Source organism: Jeongeupia naejangsanensis (assembly GCF_016865585.1).
GTDB lineage: Bacteria > Pseudomonadota > Gammaproteobacteria > Burkholderiales > Chitinibacteraceae > Jeongeupia > Jeongeupia naejangsanensis.
Genome location: NZ_JAESND010000002.1, coordinates 1 through 20,590, shown reverse-complemented (window position 1 = coordinate 20,590; position 20,590 = coordinate 1). Strand labels below are relative to the sequence as shown.

Sequence of the window (20,590 nt, the reverse complement as noted above, 5' to 3'; positions counted from 1 at the left end):
CAATGTCCCAATTGCGAATACGTTCAATCAAGCAAGATGCGCGCCAGCCTAGTCAGCCAGTGGCTCGCCAGCCTCGCGATACTGCTGCAACTTGTAACGCAACGTCCGCTCGCTCATGCCCAGACGCTCGGCAGCCAGCTTGCGCACGCCACCAACGGCAGCCAGTGTTTCAAGAATATGCTGCTTTTCCAGTTCACGCATGTCCGCCGGCTTCGCCGCCGGCCCGGGCTCTGCAACGGCGACACCGGCAAGGTTTGCCTTTGGGGCCGGCAAATACAGATGCTCAGCGGCAATTTCATCCCCGGGTGCCAAGATCAGCGCACGCTGGACCACATTGTCGAGCTCGCGAATATTGCCGTCCCACGCATGCGCACGCAGCGCCGCGGCGGCAGCCGCAGAAATTGCCGGCGTACGCCGTTGCTGCCTGCCGGAATGCTTGGCAAACAGCGCGCGTGCCAATGGCAGTATGTCGTCCGGCCGCTCGCGAAGCGCCGGCAAATGCAAGGGAAACACATTGAGGCGATAAAAAAGATCTTCGCGGAACCGCCCGGCAGTCACCTCGACCTGCGGATCCCGATTCGACGTCGCCAGCACCCGAATGTCGACCGGCAACGGCTTCATGCTGCCAACACGCTCAACTTCACGCTCCTGCAACACCCGCAGCAGCTTCGCCTGCAGCGGCAGCGGCATTTCGGTAATTTCGTCCAGCAGCAGGGTTCCACCGTTGGCCTGCTCGAACTTGCCGACGTGCTGCGAATGCGCACCGGTGAATGCCCCTTTCTCGTGCCCGAACAAGGTCGACTCAAGGAGCTGCTCGGGAATGGCTGCACAATTGATCGCAATGAAAGGCTTGGCTACACGCGGACTGTGATTGTGCAGAAAGCGCGCCAACACTTCTTTCCCGGTTCCCGATTCGCCCGTGATCAGCACCGATGCATCCGCCCTGGCCACACGCTCGGCGACGTCAAAAATTCGTCTAACAGCCGGATCCTCGGCAATCACGTCGCCGTCGTCGCTCCCCGGCAGCAGGTATTTGGCCACCTCCTGCAGCAGCAAATCGGGCTCGAACGGCTTGGGCAGATAGTGGCAGGCACCGGCATGCAATGCGGCGACGGCCTTGTCGACCACACCATATGCGGTCATCAGCAACACCGGCAACCACGGATAGCGGGCCTTTACCTCTCGCAGCAGGGTCTCGCCATCCATCGGCTGCATTTGCACGTCCGACAGCACGAGGCCGACGCGCTGCCCCCCGGCCAGCACGGCGAGCGCTTCGCTGCCGTCACCCGCGCTCAGCACGGCATGTCCGCCAAGCACCAGCGTGTCGCACAAAGCCTCGCGCAAAGCATCGTCGTCCTCGACAACCAGGACCGGTAAAGCCACGCCTCGAATCTCCATCACTTGGTTGCCCACAACGCCAATCTGGCGAGCAGGCGTTCCGGGATACGGTTCAGCGGCAAGACTTCGTCGACCCCACCCAGCGCAATCGCTTCTTTGGGCATGCCGAACACCGTTGCGCTCGCTTCGTCCTGAGCAAAATTGTACGCACCCGCATCGCGCATTGCGCGCATACCGGTGCCACCGTCCTTGCCCATACCGGTCAACATGATGCCGAGAGCCTGCTTTCCGACCAACTCGGCGACCGAGCGAAACAACACCTCGACCGACGGCCGATGACGATTGACCGGTTCATCCTGCGACAGTGCACAGCTCAATCTCCCGCCAAGGCGAGCAAGCCGAAGATGGGAGTGCCCCGGCGCCAGATAGACACACCCCGGCGCGAGCACATCGCCATGCTGTGCTTCTTTGACCTGAAGCGTGCACAACCCGTCGAGTCTCCGTGCGAACGACTCGGTAAACATTGCAGGCATGTGCTGCACGATCACGATGGGCGGCAAGTTTGCCGGCAAAGGCACCAACAGCGATTTGAGCGCCTCGGTGCCACCAGTCGATGCACCAACGGCAATCACACGTCCGTCAGCAGCGGCAGGACGCGCGGCACCCAGTGGGGAAACAGTCTGCATCTAAGGAGGAAAAGCTGGAAAAAACGATCTTGCGTCAGGACATGCCGGCGTATCAAGCCGGCGGCGTGTCGAGCAGATAATACGCGACCACATCGTTGCCTGGGTCGCGGAATATCAAGGCGCTACTCAGTGCACGCACCAAGGCCAGCCCCGTTCCCTGCACATGGGCAACATCGGTTGCAGTAACGCCAGCCCGCCAGTCAAACCCGGGACCAGTATCGCAGACATGGATTTTCAGGACGTTTTGCCCACCGCTGCGCAAACCGGTCAATTCGATATCGATACGACCTGATTCGAGCTGCTCCAATCCGCGAGTCCGCGCTGCCAGGTAGCGTTCACGTCCCCCGGGGGCCTGCTTCTGACTCGCGTCCAGCCTAAGAAGGCCATGATCTAGTGCATTCGTAAACAGTTCGGTCAGGATCAGGAAAACGTCGGACTGATGCGGTACCAGCACCCGGATTTCGTTGATGAACGACATCATGAACGGCACGGTATTCAAGTACTTGAGTTCCGCCGCGCCCAGCTGAAGCGCGTATTGCCATGCAGGTTCACCGACCTTTAGCAGAGCGCTCAGCACCGCTGGAGACAGATGCCTTCCTTCTTCGGCCGCAACGCCGCGCAAGCGCGCGCCAAAGTGCCCAAGCACCAAGGAAATGTCGTCGTGATGGGCCGTGTCTACAAGGTGGGCATCGAGTTCCGCCTGCACACCAGCAAGACGCCGCCTTGCAGATACCTTCAACAATTGCTGCAGCCTTGGCAGGCCGAACGAATGGCCATCAGCACTGCGCGCTTCGATCAAGCCGTCCGAATAGGCAACCACGGTACCGGGCGAGTCGAAATAGAAGCGCTCGGTCACCGTTTCGACGTCGTGGGTCTCGGTGATACCCAGGGGCAAGTGACGTGACGCCCAGCGATGGCAGACCTCGCCCGCATCATCCACAACCAGCACGGTCGGCATGCCGCCGTTCCATACCTCGATACAGCCATTGGCCTCATCGATTGCGATCAGCACAACTGCGACAAAGCGGCCGATCGGCAGGACCTGGCGCACTTTCTTGCTCATCTCGACCAGAATGTCCGGAATGGCATAGCCCTTCTCGGTCATGCTGTAAAACGGCTGCGTCAGCGGCAGCACATTCAGTGCCGCAGTGAGCCCGTGACCGATGCCGTCGGCAAGCATCAGATGCAGGACCTGGCCCGGCGTTCTCGCCGCGGCGATCATGTCGCCGGAAAGGCTTTCTGCGGGCGACAGCCAGTACTCGAGCTGGGCATCGGACAGCCGCTCGGCATTGACCATCTGCTCCATTAGATGCTGGACAACGCGCTTCTCTTCTTCTGCACGGGCGTAATAATCGGCCAGCTTGGCCGACTGCTCGCGCACCTTGCGGTTCAGCGCCAACGTACGCTGGAAAGCCTTGAGTTTTGCCTCCAACACACGCAGGTTGACCGGCTTGTTGATGTAGTCGTCAGCCCCTTGCTCGATCGCTTCGGCCAGACGACTCTCTTCACCGATGCCGGTAACAAAAACGATGGGCACCCATGTTTCACCGGCCTCGGCCTTGATCGTCGCCGCAGCCTCGGCACCGGACACGACCGGCATCATCATGTCCATCAATACGAGATCGGGGCGGATCTCACGCCAGATCCGGATGGCTTCACCGCCGTCACGCGCCGGAATCGCCACATGCCCCAGCGCCTCGACAAACCGCGAAATCAGCAGCAGGACGGCTTCGGTATCGTCGACAACGAGGATGCGCACGGAAAGCTCAGCGGATGGTGAAAATCTTGCCGAAACATGCGATTTCAAGCACTTGCCTGACGGTATCGCGGCAATTCACCAGCGCCAGATTCTTGTTCACCGCCCCGATTTTCTCCTTGAGCAGCAACAGCATACCCAGCGCCGAGCTGTCCAAGTAATTGACGTTCTGGAAATCGACCAGGACCTCCTTGACCACCGGATCGGCAATCAGGGTTTCGCACACCTGGCGAAACTCGCGGTGAGCGCTGAAGTCGAACTGTCCTGACAGCACAACCCGCCCCACATCCCCTTCAATCTGTACGGTAGGCGACATTTTTCCCTATCCAACCTTTTCTTAGAAATCAGCCAAGCGAACCCGGCGCGTTAACGTCAAACATTAGAGACGTCATTTAGAACTGGCAACCGCACGATAAATTCTGTGCCTTCCCCCAACACCGATCGCACCGTCACATCGCCACCAAAGCGCTCAGCCAAGCTATGCACAATGGCCAAACCTAGGCCTGTGCCATCCTTGCGGGTCGTATAAAACGGCTCAAACAGCCGCTCAAGATGCTCCGGCGCAACCCCCCGGCCACTATCCCTGACGACCATTGTAGCGAAATCAGAGTCACAGCAAACAGAAAGCTCTACGCAAGAACCAGCATCACTAGCCAGCATCGCATTCTCCAGCAAGTTCAGCACCAGGCCCATCAGCTCTTTCGAATCCGCCAAGACATGCGCGGCCTTGCTGCCATCATTCAGTACAAGCCGCATCTGCCTCGCAGCGAATTGCGGCTCGATCGTATGGACTGCTTCGAGCAGACAGTCACCAAGCGACACCGGCACCATATCCAGCACATTACCGCGAACAAAATGCAACATCCCCTGCGTCAACGCCTCGAGATGACGCAAGCGATCGACTGCCTTGACCGCAAAACGACAGCGGTCCGCCTCCGCCAGCTGCGGTCGTGCCAAATGCCCGGCGTACAGAAGCGCCGTTGCCAGCGGTGTCCGCAACTGATGTGCGAGACCCGCGGCCATTTCCCCCATCGCGGCCAGGCGCTTGTGTTGCGCCAGCGACTGTTCCAGTGCCCAGGTTGCCGTCAAATCCTGAACCAGCAGAATTCTGCGCGACTCTTCCGGCAGGCTGGTGCCGACGAGCCGCAAGCGCAATACCCCTTTCGCCTGCGGATAAAGCCAAAGGTCCGCTTCCCCCTGCTTCAGGTGTTCAGCACTAAAGGCTGCCCAATCCATTCCTTCTGTCAACGGCGCCAACAACTGGCGAGCGGCAACGTTTAGCATGCTCACCATGCCAGCTGCATCGAGCTCGACCACCCCACCAGGCAAACGCTCCATCAGGATGGTCAAGCGGCGCGAGAGCGCAGCCTTTTCGTCGAGCTCTCGTCGCAAATGACCGTTGGCGATCTCCAACTGACCGGTCAGCGACACAACTTGTTGCTGCAGCTCGGCGTAAGTATTGGCCAATTGCTGCGAGGCTTCGGTGAACAGCGAGAAGGCTGCTTCAAGTTCGTGCGGGTCTATGTTGTTTCCAGGTCCGGCCACGTCGCCAATCCTTGTTGCATGAGCATTTTTAAATTATAAATGGGCTGGAAAGTCGCACCCAGCCTTGTTCATCAGCAAACCCTAAGGTTTTGGCACATCCTGCCGATATACTGGCTCAACACTCGAAGTGGTCATATGACCATCCGTCCCAGATCAGGGCAAATACTTACAGCCAACGGCAGAAACATCAGGTAATCAGGAGCCCAGCCCGTGTCCGACCTTCTGAAGAAAATCGACGCCAGAACCAAACTCGCCGGTACGAACAAGCTGGAAATCCTGCTGTTCACGCTGGGCGTAGACGCCCGCACCGGTCGGCGCGAAAATTTCGGCATCAATGTATTCAAGGTGCGCGAAGTCATGCGTACCCCCGAGATCACGCAGGCCCCCGACATGCCCCCTTCGGTGGAAGGCATGGTCAGCCTGCGCGGTTCGCTGGTTCCCGTAATCGACCTGGCCAAGTATGCCGGGATCAAAACCGGCAGCAAACCCGAGATCATGATCGTTTCCGAATATAACGGTCAGACCCAGGGCTTCCTCGTTGAAGCCGTCGATACCATTCTGCGGCTGGACTGGTCGCTGATGCGCGTCCCGCCGGACATGCTCACTGTCCAAATGGGCGGCCTCGTGACGGCCGTGACCGAACTCGACAGCGGCAAGCTCGTCATGATGCTCGATGTCGAAAAGGTCCTGGCCGAAACGACCCAGACCGATCAGGCCATCGACGTCGGCGCCGTGGTTCAGCACCAGAAGTTTGGTGAAATGACGGTGTTCTTCGCGGACGACTCGGTCGTCGCCCGCAAGCAGATCGAAATGACGCTTGATGCCATGGGTGTGCGTCACCAGCAGGCCATCAACGGCAAACGTGCCTGGGACGAGCTGCAGCGCATTGCCAAATCGGCCGAAATCCGCGGCATCCACGTGCGCGAAATGCTGCAGTTGATCCTCACCGATGTGGAAATGCCCGAAATGGACGGCTACATGCTGACCCGGATGATCAAGAGTGATCCGCGCTTTGCCGGCATTCCGATCCTGATGCATTCGTCGCTGTCGGGCAATTCCAACCAGAAGCTCGGCCAGTCGGTCGGCGTCGACGGCTACGTGCCCAAGTTCGAGCCGCACAAGCTGTCCGAACTCGTTGCCCAACACCTCCTGAACGCCTGAGGCGTGACTTTCCAACGGAGCCTGCCGTGAGCCTCACTCCCATGAATCTGCTTGACGACGTCGACGCCCGCACCAAACTTGCCGGCTCGAACAAAATGGAAATCCTGCTGTTCTCGCTGGGTACGCGCGAGACTTTCGGGATCAATGTGTTCAAGGTCCGCGAAGTCTCGCAGACCCCGAAAATCACCAAAACGCCGAACATGCCGTTCGGCGTCGAAGGCGTGATTTCGCTGCGCGGCAACATCATTCCGGTAATTTCGCTGTCGAAGTTCGTTGCAACCCAAGAGCGTCCCGAAGGCGACGCCAATGCGACGATGATCGTCACCGAATTCTCCAAGCACACTCAAGCCTTTCTCGTGCATGAGGTCGATCGCATCATCCGCGTCGACTGGGACAAGGTCCGTGCACCGGAGAACATGCTCGCCGGCAATCAGGCTCTGATCACCGCGATCACCGAACTGCCCGACGGCAAACTCGTTTCGGTGCTCGATGTCGAACAGATCCTCGCCAGCGTCATTGGTGAACCGCCGATTCCGGAACTGCAGCAGGTCGGCCTCGATCACGATCAGTTCCTGTTCTTCGTCGACGATTCGGTCGTGGCCCGCCGCGAAATCGTCGGCGTGCTCGACAAGATCAACGTCAAGTACCACCAAGCCAACAATGGCAAGGAAGCATGGGACAAGCTCAGCGCACTGGCCGGACGTGCCGGCCATGATGGCGAGCCGCTGTCGCAAAAGCTGCGGCTGATTCTCGTCGACGCCGAGATGCCGGAAATGGACGGCTATGTGCTGACCAAGCACATCAAATCGGATCGCCGCTTCGATGGCATTCCGGTCGTCATGCATTCCTCGCTATCATCCAATGCCAATCGCGCCATGGGCGCGAGCGTAGGCGTCGACGCCTACGTTGCTAAATTCGACCCGATCGTGCTGGCCGACACACTGGCGCCGTTGCTGACGGCCTGACCGCCGCAGCCGGCCTGCACCCCTGAGTGAGTACACGCTATATGTCCGATAACAATCTGCGCTTCCTCGTCGTTGATGACTTTTCCACCATGCGTCGCATCGTCCGCAACCTGCTGAAGGAGCTCGGTTTCGGCAACGTCGAGGAGGCAGAAGACGGCCAGATCGCACTGCAGAAGCTCAAGAACGCGCCGTACGACTTCATTGTCACCGACTGGAACATGCCGAACATGACCGGTATCGAGTTGCTCAAGGCCGTGCGTACCGATCCGCAGCTCAAGCATCTGCCGGTCCTGATGGTGACCGCCGAAGCCAAGAAGGAAAACATCATCGAAGCTGCCACCGCCGGCGCCTCGGGCTATATCGTCAAGCCGTTCACCGCGGCCACGCTCGACGAAAAGCTCAAGAAAATTTTTGCCAATCTGAACAAGTAAGTCGCCAAGGCGCCTTCCGAGTACACGCATTCAGGAGTCCGACGTGAGCGACCACGCCAACAACAACGCAGACAATGCCGATCTGGAAGCACTGTTCGACAGCATTGCACAGTCCAACTGGAACAGCGCGCCGACACCGGCCACGACGTCCGAGACCGCCCAAGCGCCTGGCCAAGCTGAAGAAATCCAGGCCGAGCCGGCCAAGGCAATGTTCTCGCATATCGGCCAACTGACCCGCAAACTGCACGATACCTTGCGTGAGCTGGGGCTCGACAAGTCGCTGGAAAAGGCCGCTTCGCAGATTCCTAACGCCCGCGACCGTCTGTCCTATATTGCGACGATGACCGAACAGGCTGCCGACCGGACACTGAACGCACTCGACGCAGCCAAGCCGTTGCAAGACCGGATCGCCGGCGAGGCCCGCAGCCTCAGCGGTGAATGGGATCGCCTGCTGGCCAACAAACTGTCCGTCGACGAGTTCAAAGCGCTCGTGCTGCAAACCCGCCAGCATCTGGGCCAGACCCAGACCGACTCCGAGCAGGTCAGCAGCCAGATGCTCGAAATCATGATGGCGCAGGACTTCCAGGACCTGACCGGTCAGGTCATCAAGAAAGTCCTCGACATGGCCAAGGATATGGAAGCGCAACTGCTGGACTTCCTGGTGATGTTCTCGCAGCAGCACGGCAAGCTCGAAGAGAACGGCTTGCTCAACGGTCCGGTCATCAACAGCGAAGGCCGCACTGACGTCGTCACCAACCAACAGCAAGTCGACGACTTGCTCGAAAGCCTTGGCTTCTGATCATTACCGCCATTTTTCGGGAGAGCCCAAATGCATGATTTCGCCGGCATGGATGACCTGCTTCAGGACTTCATCACCGAATCCTCCGAACTGATTTCGGAAGTCGACAACAAACTGGTCGAGCTGGAAAAGCGTCCGGACGACCGTCATTTGCTGAACGACATTTTTCGTGGTTTCCACACCATCAAGGGTGGTGCAGGCTTCCTGAATGTCGACGCGATGGTGAGCCTGTGCCACCGCACCGAAAACCTGTTCGACAAGCTGCGCAACGGCGAGATGACGCTGTCGCCGGAATACCTCGACGTGATCCTCGCCGCCACCGGCGAAGTCCGCGAGATGTTCGGCGCGCTGGCGCAAGGGCGGATGCCACAGCCGGTTGCGCCCGAACTGCTCGAAACGCTTGATGCAGTCATTCGGGGCGAAATTCCCGGCAAGGCAACCGTTGCGGTCGCGGCCCCTGCTGCGCCAGCCGTTGTACAGCCTTCGGTCAGCGACGGCAGCGAACCCGACTGGCAGCACTTGTATGACGCTCTGCTCGGCAACGAAGTAGCCACCGCAGCACCCCAGCCTCAAGCGGCCCTCGTCATCGCCGAACCGGAAGTCATGCTGAACGAACCTGCACCACGCCTCCCGGCAAAATCCGCCAATCTCAGTGCGGCTGCCGGCACACAGGAAACTACGATCCGGATCGACACCCATCGGCTCGATCAGGTCCTGAACCTGTCAGGCGAAATCGGCCTGACCAAGAACCGGCTGACGACGCTGCGCAGCGACGTCGTGTCCGGCAAGATCGACGGCTCCACGCTGAAAGCACTGGACGAAGCCATCAGCCAGCTCGATCTGCTGGTCGGCGACCTGCAGAACGCGGTGATGAAGACGCGGATGCAGCCGATCGGCCGGCAGTTCCAGAAGTACCCGCGCCTTGCACGCGATCTGGCCCGTCAGCTCGGTAAGGAAGTCGAACTGGTCATCAGTGGTGAGGAAACCGAACTCGACAAGACGATGCTCGAGGACCTCAACGATCCGCTGGTCCACCTCGTACGCAACGCGGTCGATCACGGCGTCGAAACCATCGAGGACCGTCTGGCCGCCGGCAAGCCGGCCAAAGCCATCGTCCAGCTCAGCGCCACCCAGGTCGGCGACCACATCCTGATCGAGATCACCGACGACGGTCACGGCATGCGTCCGGACGTGATCCGCAAGAAGGCCGTCGACAAGGGCCTGATCGACGCAGAAACCGCCAACAGCCTCGACGACAAGCAAAGCCTGCAACTGATCTTCCTGCCGGGCTTCTCGACCAAAGACCAGATCTCCAGCGTCTCCGGTCGCGGCGTCGGCATGGATGTGGTCAAGACCAACATCCAGAAGCTCAACGGTCGTATCGATATCCAGTCGGTCGTGGGCGAAGGCACGCGTTTCTCGATCTCGCTGCCGCTGACACTGGCCATCCTGCCGGTACTGGTGGTGCGCGTCTGCGACCAGGCCTTTGCCGTACCGCTGGCGATGGTTCGCGAGATCATTCCGATCGACAACCGAGCAGTTCAGGAAGTCTCCGGTCGCGCGACCATCGTCGTCCGCGATGAAATCCTGCCGGTCAAATCGCTTGCAGGCCTGCTCGGCTGGCCGGAAACGCAGGTGCCGCGTTTCGGGGTTCTGATGCAAAGCGCCGAACATTCGTTCATTCTGGCAGTCGACAGTTTCATCGGCCGCGACGACGTGGTGATCAAGCCCTTGCAGAACATCCGGCCACTGGGTGTCGCCGGCGCAACACTGTCCGGCGACGGCTCGGTCGTCTTGGTACTGGATATGGAAGACCTGCTGGCGACGCCTGCAGCGGACACTGCTGCGCCCAGCGCAGCCCGCTGGCTCGCGACCGCATGACGGGACGATAAGAATCAGCACTCGCTGATACAATGGCAGCCAACTCGCCAGCACGTGGACATAACTGATGACGCAAGATCACGCATTCATTGGCCGCCAACCGATTCTCAACCGGCAACAGCAGATCATCGGATACGAGCTGCTGTTCCGGTTGGATAAGGACGCGCAAAGCGCCGAATTCACCAGCGACATGCAGGCCAGCACGAACGTGCTGGTCAATACGCTGACCAATATGGGGACCGACTGGCTGGTGGGGGGCAAACTTGCCTTCATCAACGTGGCCGAATCGATGCTCGAAAGCAACTTCCTCGAGCTGCTGCAGCCGCAGCGAGTCGTTCTGGAAGTGGTCGAATCGACCCAGCCCTCCCCCGAGCTGCTGCTGCGCCTGCAGAACCTGCGTGCGCAGGGCTTCGGCATTGCCCTCGATGATTTCGTGCTGACCCAAGAAAGCATCCATTTCGTCGAGCATGCCAATTACATCAAGCTAGATATCCAGATGCTCGGCATGCCGCAAGTACCGGCACTGTCGCAGGAGCTGCGCAAGTTCCCGACGCTACAGGTCGCTGAAAAGGTCGAGACCAAGGCCGAATTCAAGCAGTGCCTTGAAATCGGCTTCGATTGTTTCCAGGGCTACTACTTTGCGCGTCCGGAAACGCTGTCGGCGAAGGTGATTCACCCGAGCTACGCCAACATCCTCAACCTGTTGAACATGTTGCGTAACAACGCGGAAATCCGCGACATCGAGAACGCGCTCAAATGCGACGTTGCGCTGTCGTTCAAGCTGCTGCGCTACATCAACTCAGCGGGCTTTGGCCTGTCGTGCGAAATCCAGTCCTTCCGCCACGCGGTCACCATCCTCGGCTACCAGAAGCTCTATCGCTGGCTGACGCTGCTGCTGGTCACGGCCGCAGCGGAAAGCGGCTCTCCCCCGGCACTGCTGAAAACCGCCGTCACGCGTGGCCGGCTGGTCGAGCTGCTCGGCGGCCATTATCTCGATGGCCAGGAAAAGGACAATCTCTTCATTGTCGGCATGTTCTCGCTCCTCGACGTCCTGCTCGACATGCCGATGGAAAAGGTACTGGAAACGCTGATCCTGCCCGAAAACATCTGCGATGCACTGATCAACCGTAGCGGCGTCTACGGCCCCTTCCTTGAGCTCGCCGAAGCTTGCGAGGATCCGGACATGTCCGAAGTCCCGCGCCTGACCGAACAGCTGCAGATCACTGCCGACGTCCTCAACCGTTCGCACATCAACGCGATGAGCTGGGTCGAGGAACTGGATCTCTGATCTTCATCCGGCAAATTAAAAAAGCCCGTCATTCGACGGGCTTTTTTAATTTGCCGGCGCCCCTACTGGGCATTCCCGAGTGAATCGACCCGCCAGCCTTGGCCACGGCTCTCGATCACGGCGGTGAACTCGGCCTTGCCCTCACCGGCGGTCAATTTGGCGAACGCCGGATAATTGGCCTGGATATCAGCATCAGCCTGCCAGGCAACCGGTGTGTTGATCTTGTAGGTATAGCGGACATGATGGCGACGGAAATCGCTGCGCTCTTCGTCGGCCTTGTCCTCGACGATCTTGTCGACTTCCAGCGAGCCACTGCAGAATCCCGGACCAGCAGGGTCGGCAAGCCCCGTGTAGGCTTCGCGGCCGGCATCGGTCGGTTCGAATTCGACCTTGCCACCATCGGCCTTCACCGCCTTGATCAGCCCCACCTTGACCAGTGCGGCCAGTTGCGCACCGTTCGGTTCGGTCAGCTTGGCAAAATCCTTGTCGACGGGCTCGGCAAAGCGTACCGGCATCGGAATGCAGCTCAGTTCGGCGGTAAACAGCTCGTTGTTGATCGCACTGATGATTTCAGCCTGATCGACCTTCACGGCCGCCTCTTCGCTGTCGCCACCCTTGCCGCAGGCGCTCAATCCTGCGGCCATCAACAGCAGCACACCAGTCTGTTTCAGATAACGCATCGGATCTCCTAGTCAGTGCCACCGTGCCCAACCGGACACTCAAACGGCGTGTTACACAATGTAACCATCATACCCAAGAACACGACGTAAGCGAATTGCGCAGGCGCAACAATTTCGTAAGATATTTCCCGATAAACGTACCGAATCCAATGGGAACGTAAGCTGGAGGCGGAATTCAGGATCGTGACATACCCTGCTGAGACAGGGCGGCAATCAGATCCGATTGCGTCACCATGCCGACGAGACGGCCATCGTCGTCGACGACCGGCAGACGATGCAGCCCCCGGTCGGCCATCAAAGGTACGAGTTCGTGTACCGGTGTTGCCTGCGACACCGTCACGGGATCGCGGCTCATCAGGCTGTCCACCTTCAGCCCGGGATGCCTGTGCTGCGGCAGCGCCAGCTCGTTATCGGCCTCGATGTGCTTTAGGAAATCGACCAGCGCAACAACGCCTGCGATCCGGCCGGTTTCGGGATCGATCACCGGCAAGGCACCGATCCGGTGCCGACGGAGCAGCGCCCATGCCTCGCTCGCCAGCGCGCCGCACGGCAGGGTCACCAGATCGCGCGACATCAGCTGGCTGCAGTCAAGTTCACCCCATTGGCGCGCATATGCGTGACGTTCGGCGCGTGCCACGATATTGCCCAGTTCTTCGGCACTGACGTCGACCATCTCGCCGAGTTCACGCATCGCGGCATCCAGATCAGCCTCGCGCAGGCCGACACGCGCAGTCGGCACCGGGTCACGCGTCCCGTGCGGATTCTCCTGCGCACGGGCCAGCGGGTAACGGCGTCCGCGCACGCTGTTGTTGGCGATCAACGCCACAGCCAGCAGGATCAGCGCATTCACCAGCACCGGCATCCAGACAAAACCGAAACCGAGATGGACCACCGCATCACCACCGAAGACCGCAGTCAGCGCAGTCGCGCCACCGGGCGGATGCAGGCAGCGCGCGTACAGCATGGCCGCAATCGACAGCGCCACCGCCAGCGCCGCAACCAGTTCGAGTGGCAACCATGGCCCCAGCCATCGCAGGCTCGCGACGCCGATCAGCGCTGACACCATCTGCCCGCCCACCAATGCCCACGGTTGCCCGACCGGGCTGCTGGGCATGGCAAAGATGATCACCGAGGCAGCCCCCATCGACGCCACCAACCAAGGCAGCAATGCCGGGCCGAGCAAGGCATGGGTGACCAGGCCGCAGATCAAAATCGCCAGCAAGGCAAAGCCGACGGCGCGCCAGCGCTCGAGGTGGCCGACCGTCGGAGGCGGCGGAACAAAACGGAACAAGCGGCGTGGCCAGCGGGCCGGATCGATCAGGGCTTTCATGCGTTTGCAAGGCGGTGCGAAGCCGCCACGTTCACCATTTTGGTGCGGACCCCGACTTTAGCATCGCGGCCTCAGCGGGTGAAGCTCACGCCGAAGCGCAGGCTCTGGGTATTTTCGTCGTAGGTGCGCAGGCTCTCCCCATAGCCGTTCCAGTACTGCAGGTAGGCATACAGATCCATCCCGGCAAACGCCCGCAATGGGTAGCTCAGGTTCAGCTCGACACCGCCCTTTCCGCCCTTGCCAAGGCGCGCCAGTGTCGAAACCATCCAGCCCTGCGTATCGCCGGCCCGCAAGCGCCAATCGACGTACCCACGGTAGTCGGCAATGTCCGGATTGTCCGACAGGCTGCCCAGATAGGTGTAGATCATCGGCTGGAACAGCAGATTCCAGCCCTGCTGGTCGCCAAACAGGAAGCTCGGCCGGATGAAAAGCTGGTTCAGGCTCCGCGATGCAGCGCCCCCCTGCCCGTTCGATTCGTGCCGGTAGCCAACGGCCACGTCGGTGCGGCTAACGCCGGGAAGCACGAGAACGTTGGCCTGCTCGTAATAGAACTCGGGCTGGTAGCTGGTATCGAAGAAAGGGCTGGAGTCTTCGCCGATATCCCAGAGCGACGTCTGGGTATAGGCAAAACGCAACCCGGCCAGCCAGGGATGGCGCTGAACGTAGTCGTTCTCCGGATCGAAAAACTGGTATTTGAAGCTGAACTGGAAGCGCGCATCGTCAAGCGAGGGATCAACGACAATGTACATGGGCTCGTAGGCCGAGAAGCGCTGCGGCTTGTAGTCGGCCAGCGAGGTATTGCGGATCTGCCGGTCCGCCGCCAATTGCGGTGGCGCCTCGGCCACCACGGGTGAATCGGGCGGGTCTGCCTTCGGGGGCTCGACAACCGGCCGATAACGGACAACCTTGGCCGACGCGGGTGACAACTGCATCGGTGCCTGCTCGCTGGTGCTGCAATCGACGCCACCGGGGCACACCAGTTGCGCCGGCGGAACGAAGACCTCCGGTGTCTCCCCCCGATTGACGAACAGGACCTCGACATCGTCGAAACCGATTCTTGCCGGCAGAAACACCGTCTCGGCGGCATGGAGCGGGGCCAGCATGCCACCAAGGACGGCCAGACCCATCAGCCTCGTTCCCTGCATCTGCGCTCCCCTTTTCCAAGGAACCGCTGCGTGTCAGGCCGGCGCGTGATGCCGGGCTGCTGCCGGTTCTCGTTGATGTTCGTTGCGTTCCCGTTTCAGTATCGGCCGAGTCCACAGCCATTGCGAGACGGCCCTCGGGCTGACCCGCTTTCCCTCCAATGAAAAGGCGGGCCGAAGCCCGCCTGCCATCCCTCAACGCTGCTTGCGTTTCCGGCGCTTGCCTTGCGCATCCTTGAAGCGGTCGTTGACCTTGTCTTCATAGCGTTCGCGGAAGGCGAAATGACTTTCCAGCCACATCACGTTGATGATGCCGAAAGCCAGCGCCGCGGCGAGGCCCAGTATCCAGGCGAAATACCACATATGGGGGCTCCTCAGTAGCTCGTATGGGTTTCTCTACGGATCCGGTCAATGGTGACCGTACCGCGCATCACCCGGTAAACCCAGGTGGTATAGATCGAGATCAGCGGCAGGAACACGAGGACCACGCCCAGCATGATCCCCAGCGTCTTCTGGCTGGACACCGAGTCCCACACCGTCAGACTGGAGTTGAGATCCAGTGACGACGGCAGCACGAAGGGAAACAGCGCCAGGCCGGCCGTCACGATGATGCCGACAATCGCCAGACCACTGGCAAGGAATGCCGGCCAGCGCCAGCGCAAGAGCCCGGCCAGCGCGGCCAGCAAGGCGCCGCCGATACCGGCGATCGGGGCCAGCCAGGCTTGCGGCCACGTGTGGAAGTTCGTCAGCCAAGCTCCCTCGCCCGCCTGCACCGACTTCGACAACGGCGTGATCACGCCGTTGACGTCGCCGATCTGGACCAGATGCAGTCCGGCCATTTGCTTGATCCAGACGCCGCCCAATGCAAACAGCAGCGCCGTGACCAGCCCCCAGACCATCACGGCGGTGCGGGCACGGCGCTGGACATGCGCGTCGGTACGCAGGTGAAGGAAGGTGGCCCCGTGCAGCAACAGCATCGACAACGACACCAGACCGCAAAACAGCGAGAACGGATTGAGCAGTGCGAAGAAACCGGCGCCGTAACTGACGCGCATCGAATCGTCGAACTGGAACGACAGGCCGACGAACAGATTGCCGATCGCTACGCCGCACAGGATGGCCGGCACCAGTCCACCGATGAACAGGCCCCAGTCCCATGTCGTACGCCAGCGCGGATCGGCGACCTTGCTGCGGTAGTCGAAACCGACCGGGCGCAGGAACAGCGCGAACAGCAACAGCATGAAGGCGATGTAGAACACCGAGAAAGCCGCTGCATACACCAGCGGCCATGCAGCGAAGATCGCCCCCCCGGCAGTGATCAGCCACGTCTGGTTGCCTTCCCAAGTCGGGCCGATCGCGTTGATCGCCACCCGGCGCTCCTCGTCGGTCTTGCCGACGAAGGGCAGCAAGGCTGCCGCACCGAGGTCGAAGCCGCCAGTCAGGGCAAAGCCGATCAGCAGCGCGGCGTTCAGCCCCCACCAGACCAGCTTGAGCGTTTCGTAATCAATCATTGTTCATCCCTCAGGCCGATTGCGGCTGTGCGGCTGCGGTTTCGCGGAAGTAACGGCCGGTGTGCAGGCTGGACGGACCGATGCGGATGTACTTGAGCATCAGGTACATCTCGACCGCAAACAGCAGTATGTAGATGCTCATCAGGCCGATGAGGCTGAAATGCAACTGCCCTGCCTCCAGCGCCGACGCCGAAAGTCGCGTCGGCAGGATGCCCGAAATCGTCCACGGCTGACGGCCGTACTCGGCAACGAACCAGCCGCATTCGATCGCGATCCACGGCAGGGGAATCGACCAGACCGCGAGCTTGAGCAGCCAGCGCTGCGGTGCGAGATTGCGGCGCGCGAGGAAGTAGAACGACGCGGCAAAGATGAACAGGAACCACATGCCGAGGCCGACCATCACGCGGAACGACCAGTACAGCGGTGCCACCTGCGGGATCGTATCGTTGGCCGCGGCCTTGATCTGTACCTCGGTCGCGTCGACGACGTTCGGCGTGTACTTCTTCAGCAGCAACCCGAAACCCAGATCCTTCTCGTGCGCGGCGAACTGCGCCTTGACCGGCTCACTCTTGTCGCCGGCCTTCATTTTGGTCAGGGCGTCGTAGGCCAGCATGCCGCTGCGAATGCGCACTTCGTGCTCGACTTTCAGGTCCTTGATGCCGGTGACTTCCTTGTCCAGCGAGCGCGTCGCGATCAGCCCGAGCACATACGGGATCTTCACCTCGTAATGGTTGCGCTCGTTCTCCTGATCCGGAATCGCGAACAGGTTGAACGACGCCGGTGCCGGCTGGGTTTCCCACTCGGCTTCGATCGCGGCCATCTTGACCTTCTGTACTTCGCCGGCGGTGTAGCCGGACTCGTCCCCCAGCACCGCGACCGACAACGTCGACGCAAGGCCGAAGCCGGCGGCGATCGCGAACGAACGCAGCGCAAAGCCGGTATCACGGGCCTTCAGCAGATACCAGGCCGACACGCCGAGTACGAACATCGACGCAGCAACGTAGCCGGCGGCGACGGTATGGACAAACTTGACCTGCGCCACCGGATTGAAGAACACCTCGCCCAGGCTGGCGAGCTCCATCCGCATCGTTTCCGGGTTGAACACCGCCCCGACCGGGTTCTGCATCCAGCCGTTGGCGATCAGAATCCAAAGTGCCGACAGATTGGAGCCCAGCGCCACGAGGAAGGTCACGCACAAATGCTGGCCTTTGGACAATCGGTCCCAGCCGAAGAAGAACAGGCCGACGAAGGTCGACTCGAGGAAGAACGCCATCAGCCCTTCGATGGCCAGTGGCACGCCAAAGATGTCCCCGACATAGTGCGAGTAGTACGCCCAGTTGGTGCCGAACTGGAATTCGAGCGTCATCCCGGTCGTCACGCCCATGGCGAAATTGATGCCGAACAGCTTGCCCCAGAAGCGGGTCATGTCCTTGTAGACCTGCTGGCCGGTCATCACATAGACCGACTCACAAATCACGAGGATCCATGACAGACCCAGTGTCAGCGGCACAAACAGAAAGTGGAACATCGCGGTCAGGCCAAATTGCAGCCGCGAAAGCTCCACCACATCAGCGGCGGGTAGCATTCGTGTTTTCTCCAGGAGCGGTTGAGCGGGATTCGGTGGTGGATGCCGGCTGGCCAAGCAGTTGCTGACTGATTGCGGCATCCGGAACGGTCATTTTTTTGGCGAGCGGTGCCGAGAACCACAGCCGCCACGCGCCGTAGAGCAGCAAGCACTTGATCAGCAGCATGATGGTGATTTCCATCCACAGCGGCAGGCCGGTTCTGCGCTTCATACAGGCTCCTTGCCACCGAGACGAAGCCGATCGGCCATCTCCAGCAGTTTGGTGACGCGCGCGCCCAGCCGCATCAGCTTCTGCAGCGTCTCCGGTGACAGGCGATGGACCTCGTCGAACCAGCCCGTCGTCATTTCGATCAGATCATGCATTTCGCGCATGCGCGCCTGGGCGTGACGTTCATCGTCATCCGCCGCACTTTCGAGCAGCGCGTCGCGCAGCAGTGACAGCGTCGGCTCGATTTCGCGCCGCCGTTTTTCCTCGGCCAGCGTTCGGAAAATGTCCCAGACGTCTTTTGGCGTTTCGAAGTACTCGCGGCGATCGCCGGTCTGGTGCAGCAAACGCACCAGATGCCAGGCCTGCAGCTCCTTCAGCCCCATGCTGACATTGGAGCGCGAGAACCCGAGTGCCTCGCCGATCTCGTCGGCATTGAGCGGTTTCGATGACAGGAACAACAGGGCATAGATCTGCCCGACGGTGCGGTTCACGCCCCAGCGGCTCCCCATTTCCCCGAAATGCAAGACAAAGCGTTCGGTCAGCGGCGACATCATTCCAGCAGTTCCTGTATTTTCAGTATTTCCTGAAATTATAAAACATTCTTGATCTCGGACAAATTCGAAATCCATAGAAATATAGGTGCGCACGAAAAAAAAGCCCTCCGTAGCGGAGGGCTTTGCACATCATGACTACCGGGACTTATTTGCAGACACCAAGGTCCTGCCAAACGCCCCACTGACCGGACTTGCTCGGGTCATCGCCCACCGTCCACCACTTGTTTTTGTAGTTGTGGCCGAGGTAGCTGACGGTCGTACCCGGATTAGCGTACGTCGTACCGGCAACCCAAGCTGCCGCGCAATTCGACGAAGGTGCCGGAGTCGGAACCGGGGTCGGAACCGGAGTCGGAACCGGAGTCGGAACCGGAGTCGGAACCGGAGTCGGAGTCGGAGTCGGAGTCGGGGTCGGGGTCGGGGTCGGCGTCGGCACGGTCGCGCCAGCAACATCGATCGCGTAGGTATACGACTTGCCGTCACGCGAATAGACGCGGTTGGTCGTCGCGTTCTGCTCCGGTACCACGGCGCCACCGCTGTTGAGCACGCCGGCAACGATGTAACGCGATGCGCTGTTGATCGCCTTGGCCAGGTAGTACGGCCAGTTGGCAGCACGGAACATTTCCGCACCGGTCACGCTGTCCCAGCTCATCACGGCACTGATCGACTCGAGGTCGCCGCCGTTGGCGTCGAACAGACGCAGCGTCACCTTGGTATCCGAAGCCAGATCCTGCGAGGCGCGGATCTGTCCCAGTTCCTTGTAGGTCGACACGACGGCCGAGAAGCGGACGTCGGAGCACGAATAGAACGCTTCGGCGCTGTCCGAACGCTGCCAGGTGTTGTAGATGATGTGCGCGCCGGTCTTGTTCTTCGGCAGCGGGCAGGTCAGGTGATAGCGCTTGGTCGCATCCGGCGCGGTATTGCCCAGTTCGCAGAACTTCTCCAGATCGCTCCACTTCAGCGGCTGTGTCTGATCCCAGCCGTCCTTGGTTACATAAAACACCCAGTTCTTCGTGGCATGCGTCGCCGGGGCGTTGTAGATGAACTCGAAATTGCCGTTGGCATCCGGCGCGATCGGCGAACTGACCCAGTCGGTACGGGCAAGGTTCAGACCGGCATAGTTCGACTTGCCGCCGCCGCACAGCTGGCCATCCGGAACAAATGCCTGATGGTTGCCATTAGGTAACTGGTTCACGCCATTCCAGTCATACAGCATCTGCGGGCCCGAAATGGCAACGGCAGCCTGGCAGGCAGCCGATTGCGGGGCTTCGGGACCTTCCTTGAAGCAGTTCAGTACACGGCTGACTGGCACTTCCATCGAGCCATGTGCAAGCGCCAGATTGGGTACCAGCGAAAAAAACGGCAAAAACAACGCACTCCAGTACAGCTTCATCCTCGTCTCCTCCAGACTTTATTCAGGCAACAGGGCAAATCGGGCGATCAGGAAAGCAGATCGGCCCGTTTGCGCGCCATCTTGATTAGCTTTCAAAATCATGAACTTAGACTTTGAAAGCGAGACAATCTAGCACTGGGGAGTAGGAAAATTCAAAGCCGTACGGCACCGGCAAACGGCGACCTGAATGTTTGCGAAGGCCAGCATGCTTGAAAAATCCAAAGCAAAAACCCCCTGCAGCGTAGCTGCAGGGGGTTTGCATTGGGAGTCTGGCGATGACCTACTTTCACACGGGAACCCGCACTATCATCGGCGCTGAGTCGTTTCACGGTCCTGTTCG

20 protein-coding genes are annotated in these 20,590 nt (G+C 60.3%); 6 read left to right on the top strand and 14 right to left on the bottom strand.

Going from position 1 to position 20,590, the window contains the following annotated elements:
* Positions 1–48: 48 nt before the first annotated feature.
* From JMJ54_RS05235 to JMJ54_RS19510, 5 genes are read right to left on the bottom strand one after another with little or no spacing between them, the layout of a single operon-like run.
* A complete protein-coding gene (locus JMJ54_RS05235; protein WP_238999944.1) occupies positions 49–1,398 on the bottom strand; it encodes a sigma-54-dependent transcriptional regulator in 1,350 nt (449 codons plus the stop codon).
* Complete coding sequence (locus JMJ54_RS05230) at positions 1,398–2,024, bottom strand: chemotaxis protein CheB (RefSeq protein WP_203536913.1); 627 nt, start codon at positions 2,022–2,024, stop codon at positions 1,398–1,400. The genes JMJ54_RS05235 and JMJ54_RS05230 overlap by 1 nt, the downstream gene beginning before the upstream one ends.
* Positions 2,025–2,076: 52 nt before the next feature.
* Positions 2,077–3,783 carry a fused response regulator/phosphatase gene (locus JMJ54_RS05225; protein ID WP_203536912.1) on the bottom strand — a complete coding sequence of 569 codons (1,707 nt, stop codon included), beginning with the start codon at positions 3,781–3,783 and terminating at the stop codon, positions 2,077–2,079.
* A gap of 7 nt (positions 3,784–3,790) precedes the next feature.
* Positions 3,791–4,096 carry an STAS domain-containing protein gene (locus JMJ54_RS05220; RefSeq protein WP_203536911.1) on the bottom strand — a complete coding sequence of 102 codons (306 nt, stop codon included), beginning with the start codon at positions 4,094–4,096 and terminating at the stop codon, positions 3,791–3,793.
* Between the two features lie 56 nt (positions 4,097–4,152).
* Positions 4,153–5,325 (bottom strand): sensor histidine kinase, encoded by a 1,173-nt coding sequence (locus tag JMJ54_RS19510; protein ID WP_203536910.1) that lies wholly within the window; start codon positions 5,323–5,325, stop codon positions 4,153–4,155.
* 210 nt (positions 5,326–5,535) lie between these two features.
* Between JMJ54_RS19510 and JMJ54_RS05210 the strand changes: the two genes are divergently transcribed.
* The 6 genes from JMJ54_RS05210 to JMJ54_RS05185 all read left to right on the top strand — a co-directional run bounded on the left by JMJ54_RS05210 (position 5,536) and on the right by JMJ54_RS05185 (position 11,850).
* The gene (locus tag JMJ54_RS05210; RefSeq protein ID WP_203536909.1) at positions 5,536–6,486 is read left to right on the top strand and encodes a chemotaxis protein; all 951 of its coding nucleotides are present in this window, start codon (positions 5,536–5,538) and stop codon (positions 6,484–6,486) included.
* Positions 6,487–6,527: 41 nt separating this feature from the next.
* Positions 6,528–7,451 carry a chemotaxis protein gene (locus JMJ54_RS05205; protein WP_203537445.1) on the top strand — a complete coding sequence of 308 codons (924 nt, stop codon included), beginning with the start codon at positions 6,528–6,530 and terminating at the stop codon, positions 7,449–7,451.
* A gap of 41 nt (positions 7,452–7,492) precedes the next feature.
* The gene (gene cheY, locus JMJ54_RS05200) at positions 7,493–7,882 is read left to right on the top strand and encodes a chemotaxis response regulator CheY (protein WP_189458721.1); all 390 of its coding nucleotides are present in this window, start codon (positions 7,493–7,495) and stop codon (positions 7,880–7,882) included.
* 43 nt (positions 7,883–7,925) lie between these two features.
* Positions 7,926–8,681 carry a protein phosphatase CheZ gene (gene cheZ / locus JMJ54_RS05195; RefSeq protein ID WP_203536908.1) on the top strand — a complete coding sequence of 252 codons (756 nt, stop codon included), beginning with the start codon at positions 7,926–7,928 and terminating at the stop codon, positions 8,679–8,681.
* A gap of 30 nt (positions 8,682–8,711) precedes the next feature.
* Positions 8,712–10,562, top strand: coding sequence for a chemotaxis protein CheA (locus JMJ54_RS05190; RefSeq protein ID WP_203536907.1), 1,851 nt, complete (start codon positions 8,712–8,714; stop codon positions 10,560–10,562).
* 67 nt (positions 10,563–10,629) lie between these two features.
* Positions 10,630–11,850 (top strand): EAL and HDOD domain-containing protein, encoded by a 1,221-nt coding sequence (locus JMJ54_RS05185; protein WP_203536906.1) that lies wholly within the window; start codon positions 10,630–10,632, stop codon positions 11,848–11,850.
* A 62-nt stretch (positions 11,851–11,912) separates the two neighbouring features.
* On the opposite strand, the gene JMJ54_RS05180 is transcribed toward JMJ54_RS05185, so the two are convergent.
* From JMJ54_RS05180 to JMJ54_RS05140, 9 genes are all read right to left on the bottom strand, one after another.
* Positions 11,913–12,530, bottom strand: a complete 618-nt coding sequence (locus JMJ54_RS05180) for an SEN1982 family lipoprotein (protein ID WP_203536905.1) — start codon at positions 12,528–12,530, stop codon at positions 11,913–11,915.
* A 175-nt stretch (positions 12,531–12,705) separates the two neighbouring features.
* Positions 12,706–13,860, bottom strand: coding sequence for an HPP family protein (locus JMJ54_RS05175; RefSeq protein WP_203536904.1), 1,155 nt, complete (start codon positions 13,858–13,860; stop codon positions 12,706–12,708).
* A gap of 71 nt (positions 13,861–13,931) precedes the next feature.
* On the bottom strand, positions 13,932–15,005 hold the full coding sequence (locus JMJ54_RS05170; protein ID WP_203536903.1) for a phospholipase A: 1,074 nt from the start codon (positions 15,003–15,005) through the stop codon (positions 13,932–13,934).
* Positions 15,006–15,197: 192 nt separating this feature from the next.
* A complete protein-coding gene (cydX, locus tag JMJ54_RS19605) occupies positions 15,198–15,365 on the bottom strand; it encodes a cytochrome bd-I oxidase subunit CydX (RefSeq protein WP_203536902.1) in 168 nt (55 codons plus the stop codon).
* A gap of 11 nt (positions 15,366–15,376) precedes the next feature.
* Positions 15,377–16,513 (bottom strand): cytochrome d ubiquinol oxidase subunit II, encoded by a 1,137-nt coding sequence (gene cydB, locus JMJ54_RS05160; protein WP_203536901.1) that lies wholly within the window; start codon positions 16,511–16,513, stop codon positions 15,377–15,379.
* 10 nt (positions 16,514–16,523) lie between these two features.
* Complete coding sequence (locus tag JMJ54_RS05155; RefSeq protein WP_203536900.1) at positions 16,524–18,098, bottom strand: cytochrome ubiquinol oxidase subunit I; 1,575 nt, start codon at positions 18,096–18,098, stop codon at positions 16,524–16,526.
* A complete protein-coding gene (gene cydP, locus JMJ54_RS05150; protein WP_203536899.1) occupies positions 18,082–18,309 on the bottom strand; it encodes a cytochrome oxidase putative small subunit CydP in 228 nt (75 codons plus the stop codon). Before cydP ends, JMJ54_RS05155 begins: the two co-directional genes overlap by 17 nt.
* Positions 18,306–18,953 (bottom strand): GbsR/MarR family transcriptional regulator, encoded by a 648-nt coding sequence (locus JMJ54_RS05145; protein WP_308437975.1) that lies wholly within the window; start codon positions 18,951–18,953, stop codon positions 18,306–18,308. The genes cydP and JMJ54_RS05145 overlap by 4 nt, the downstream gene beginning before the upstream one ends.
* A 52-nt stretch (positions 18,954–19,005) precedes the next feature.
* Positions 19,006–20,250: a lytic polysaccharide monooxygenase gene (locus JMJ54_RS05140; protein ID WP_203536898.1), complete on the bottom strand. Its 1,245-nt coding sequence runs from the start codon at positions 20,248–20,250 to the stop codon at positions 19,006–19,008.
* Positions 20,251–20,590 lie beyond the last annotated feature (340 nt).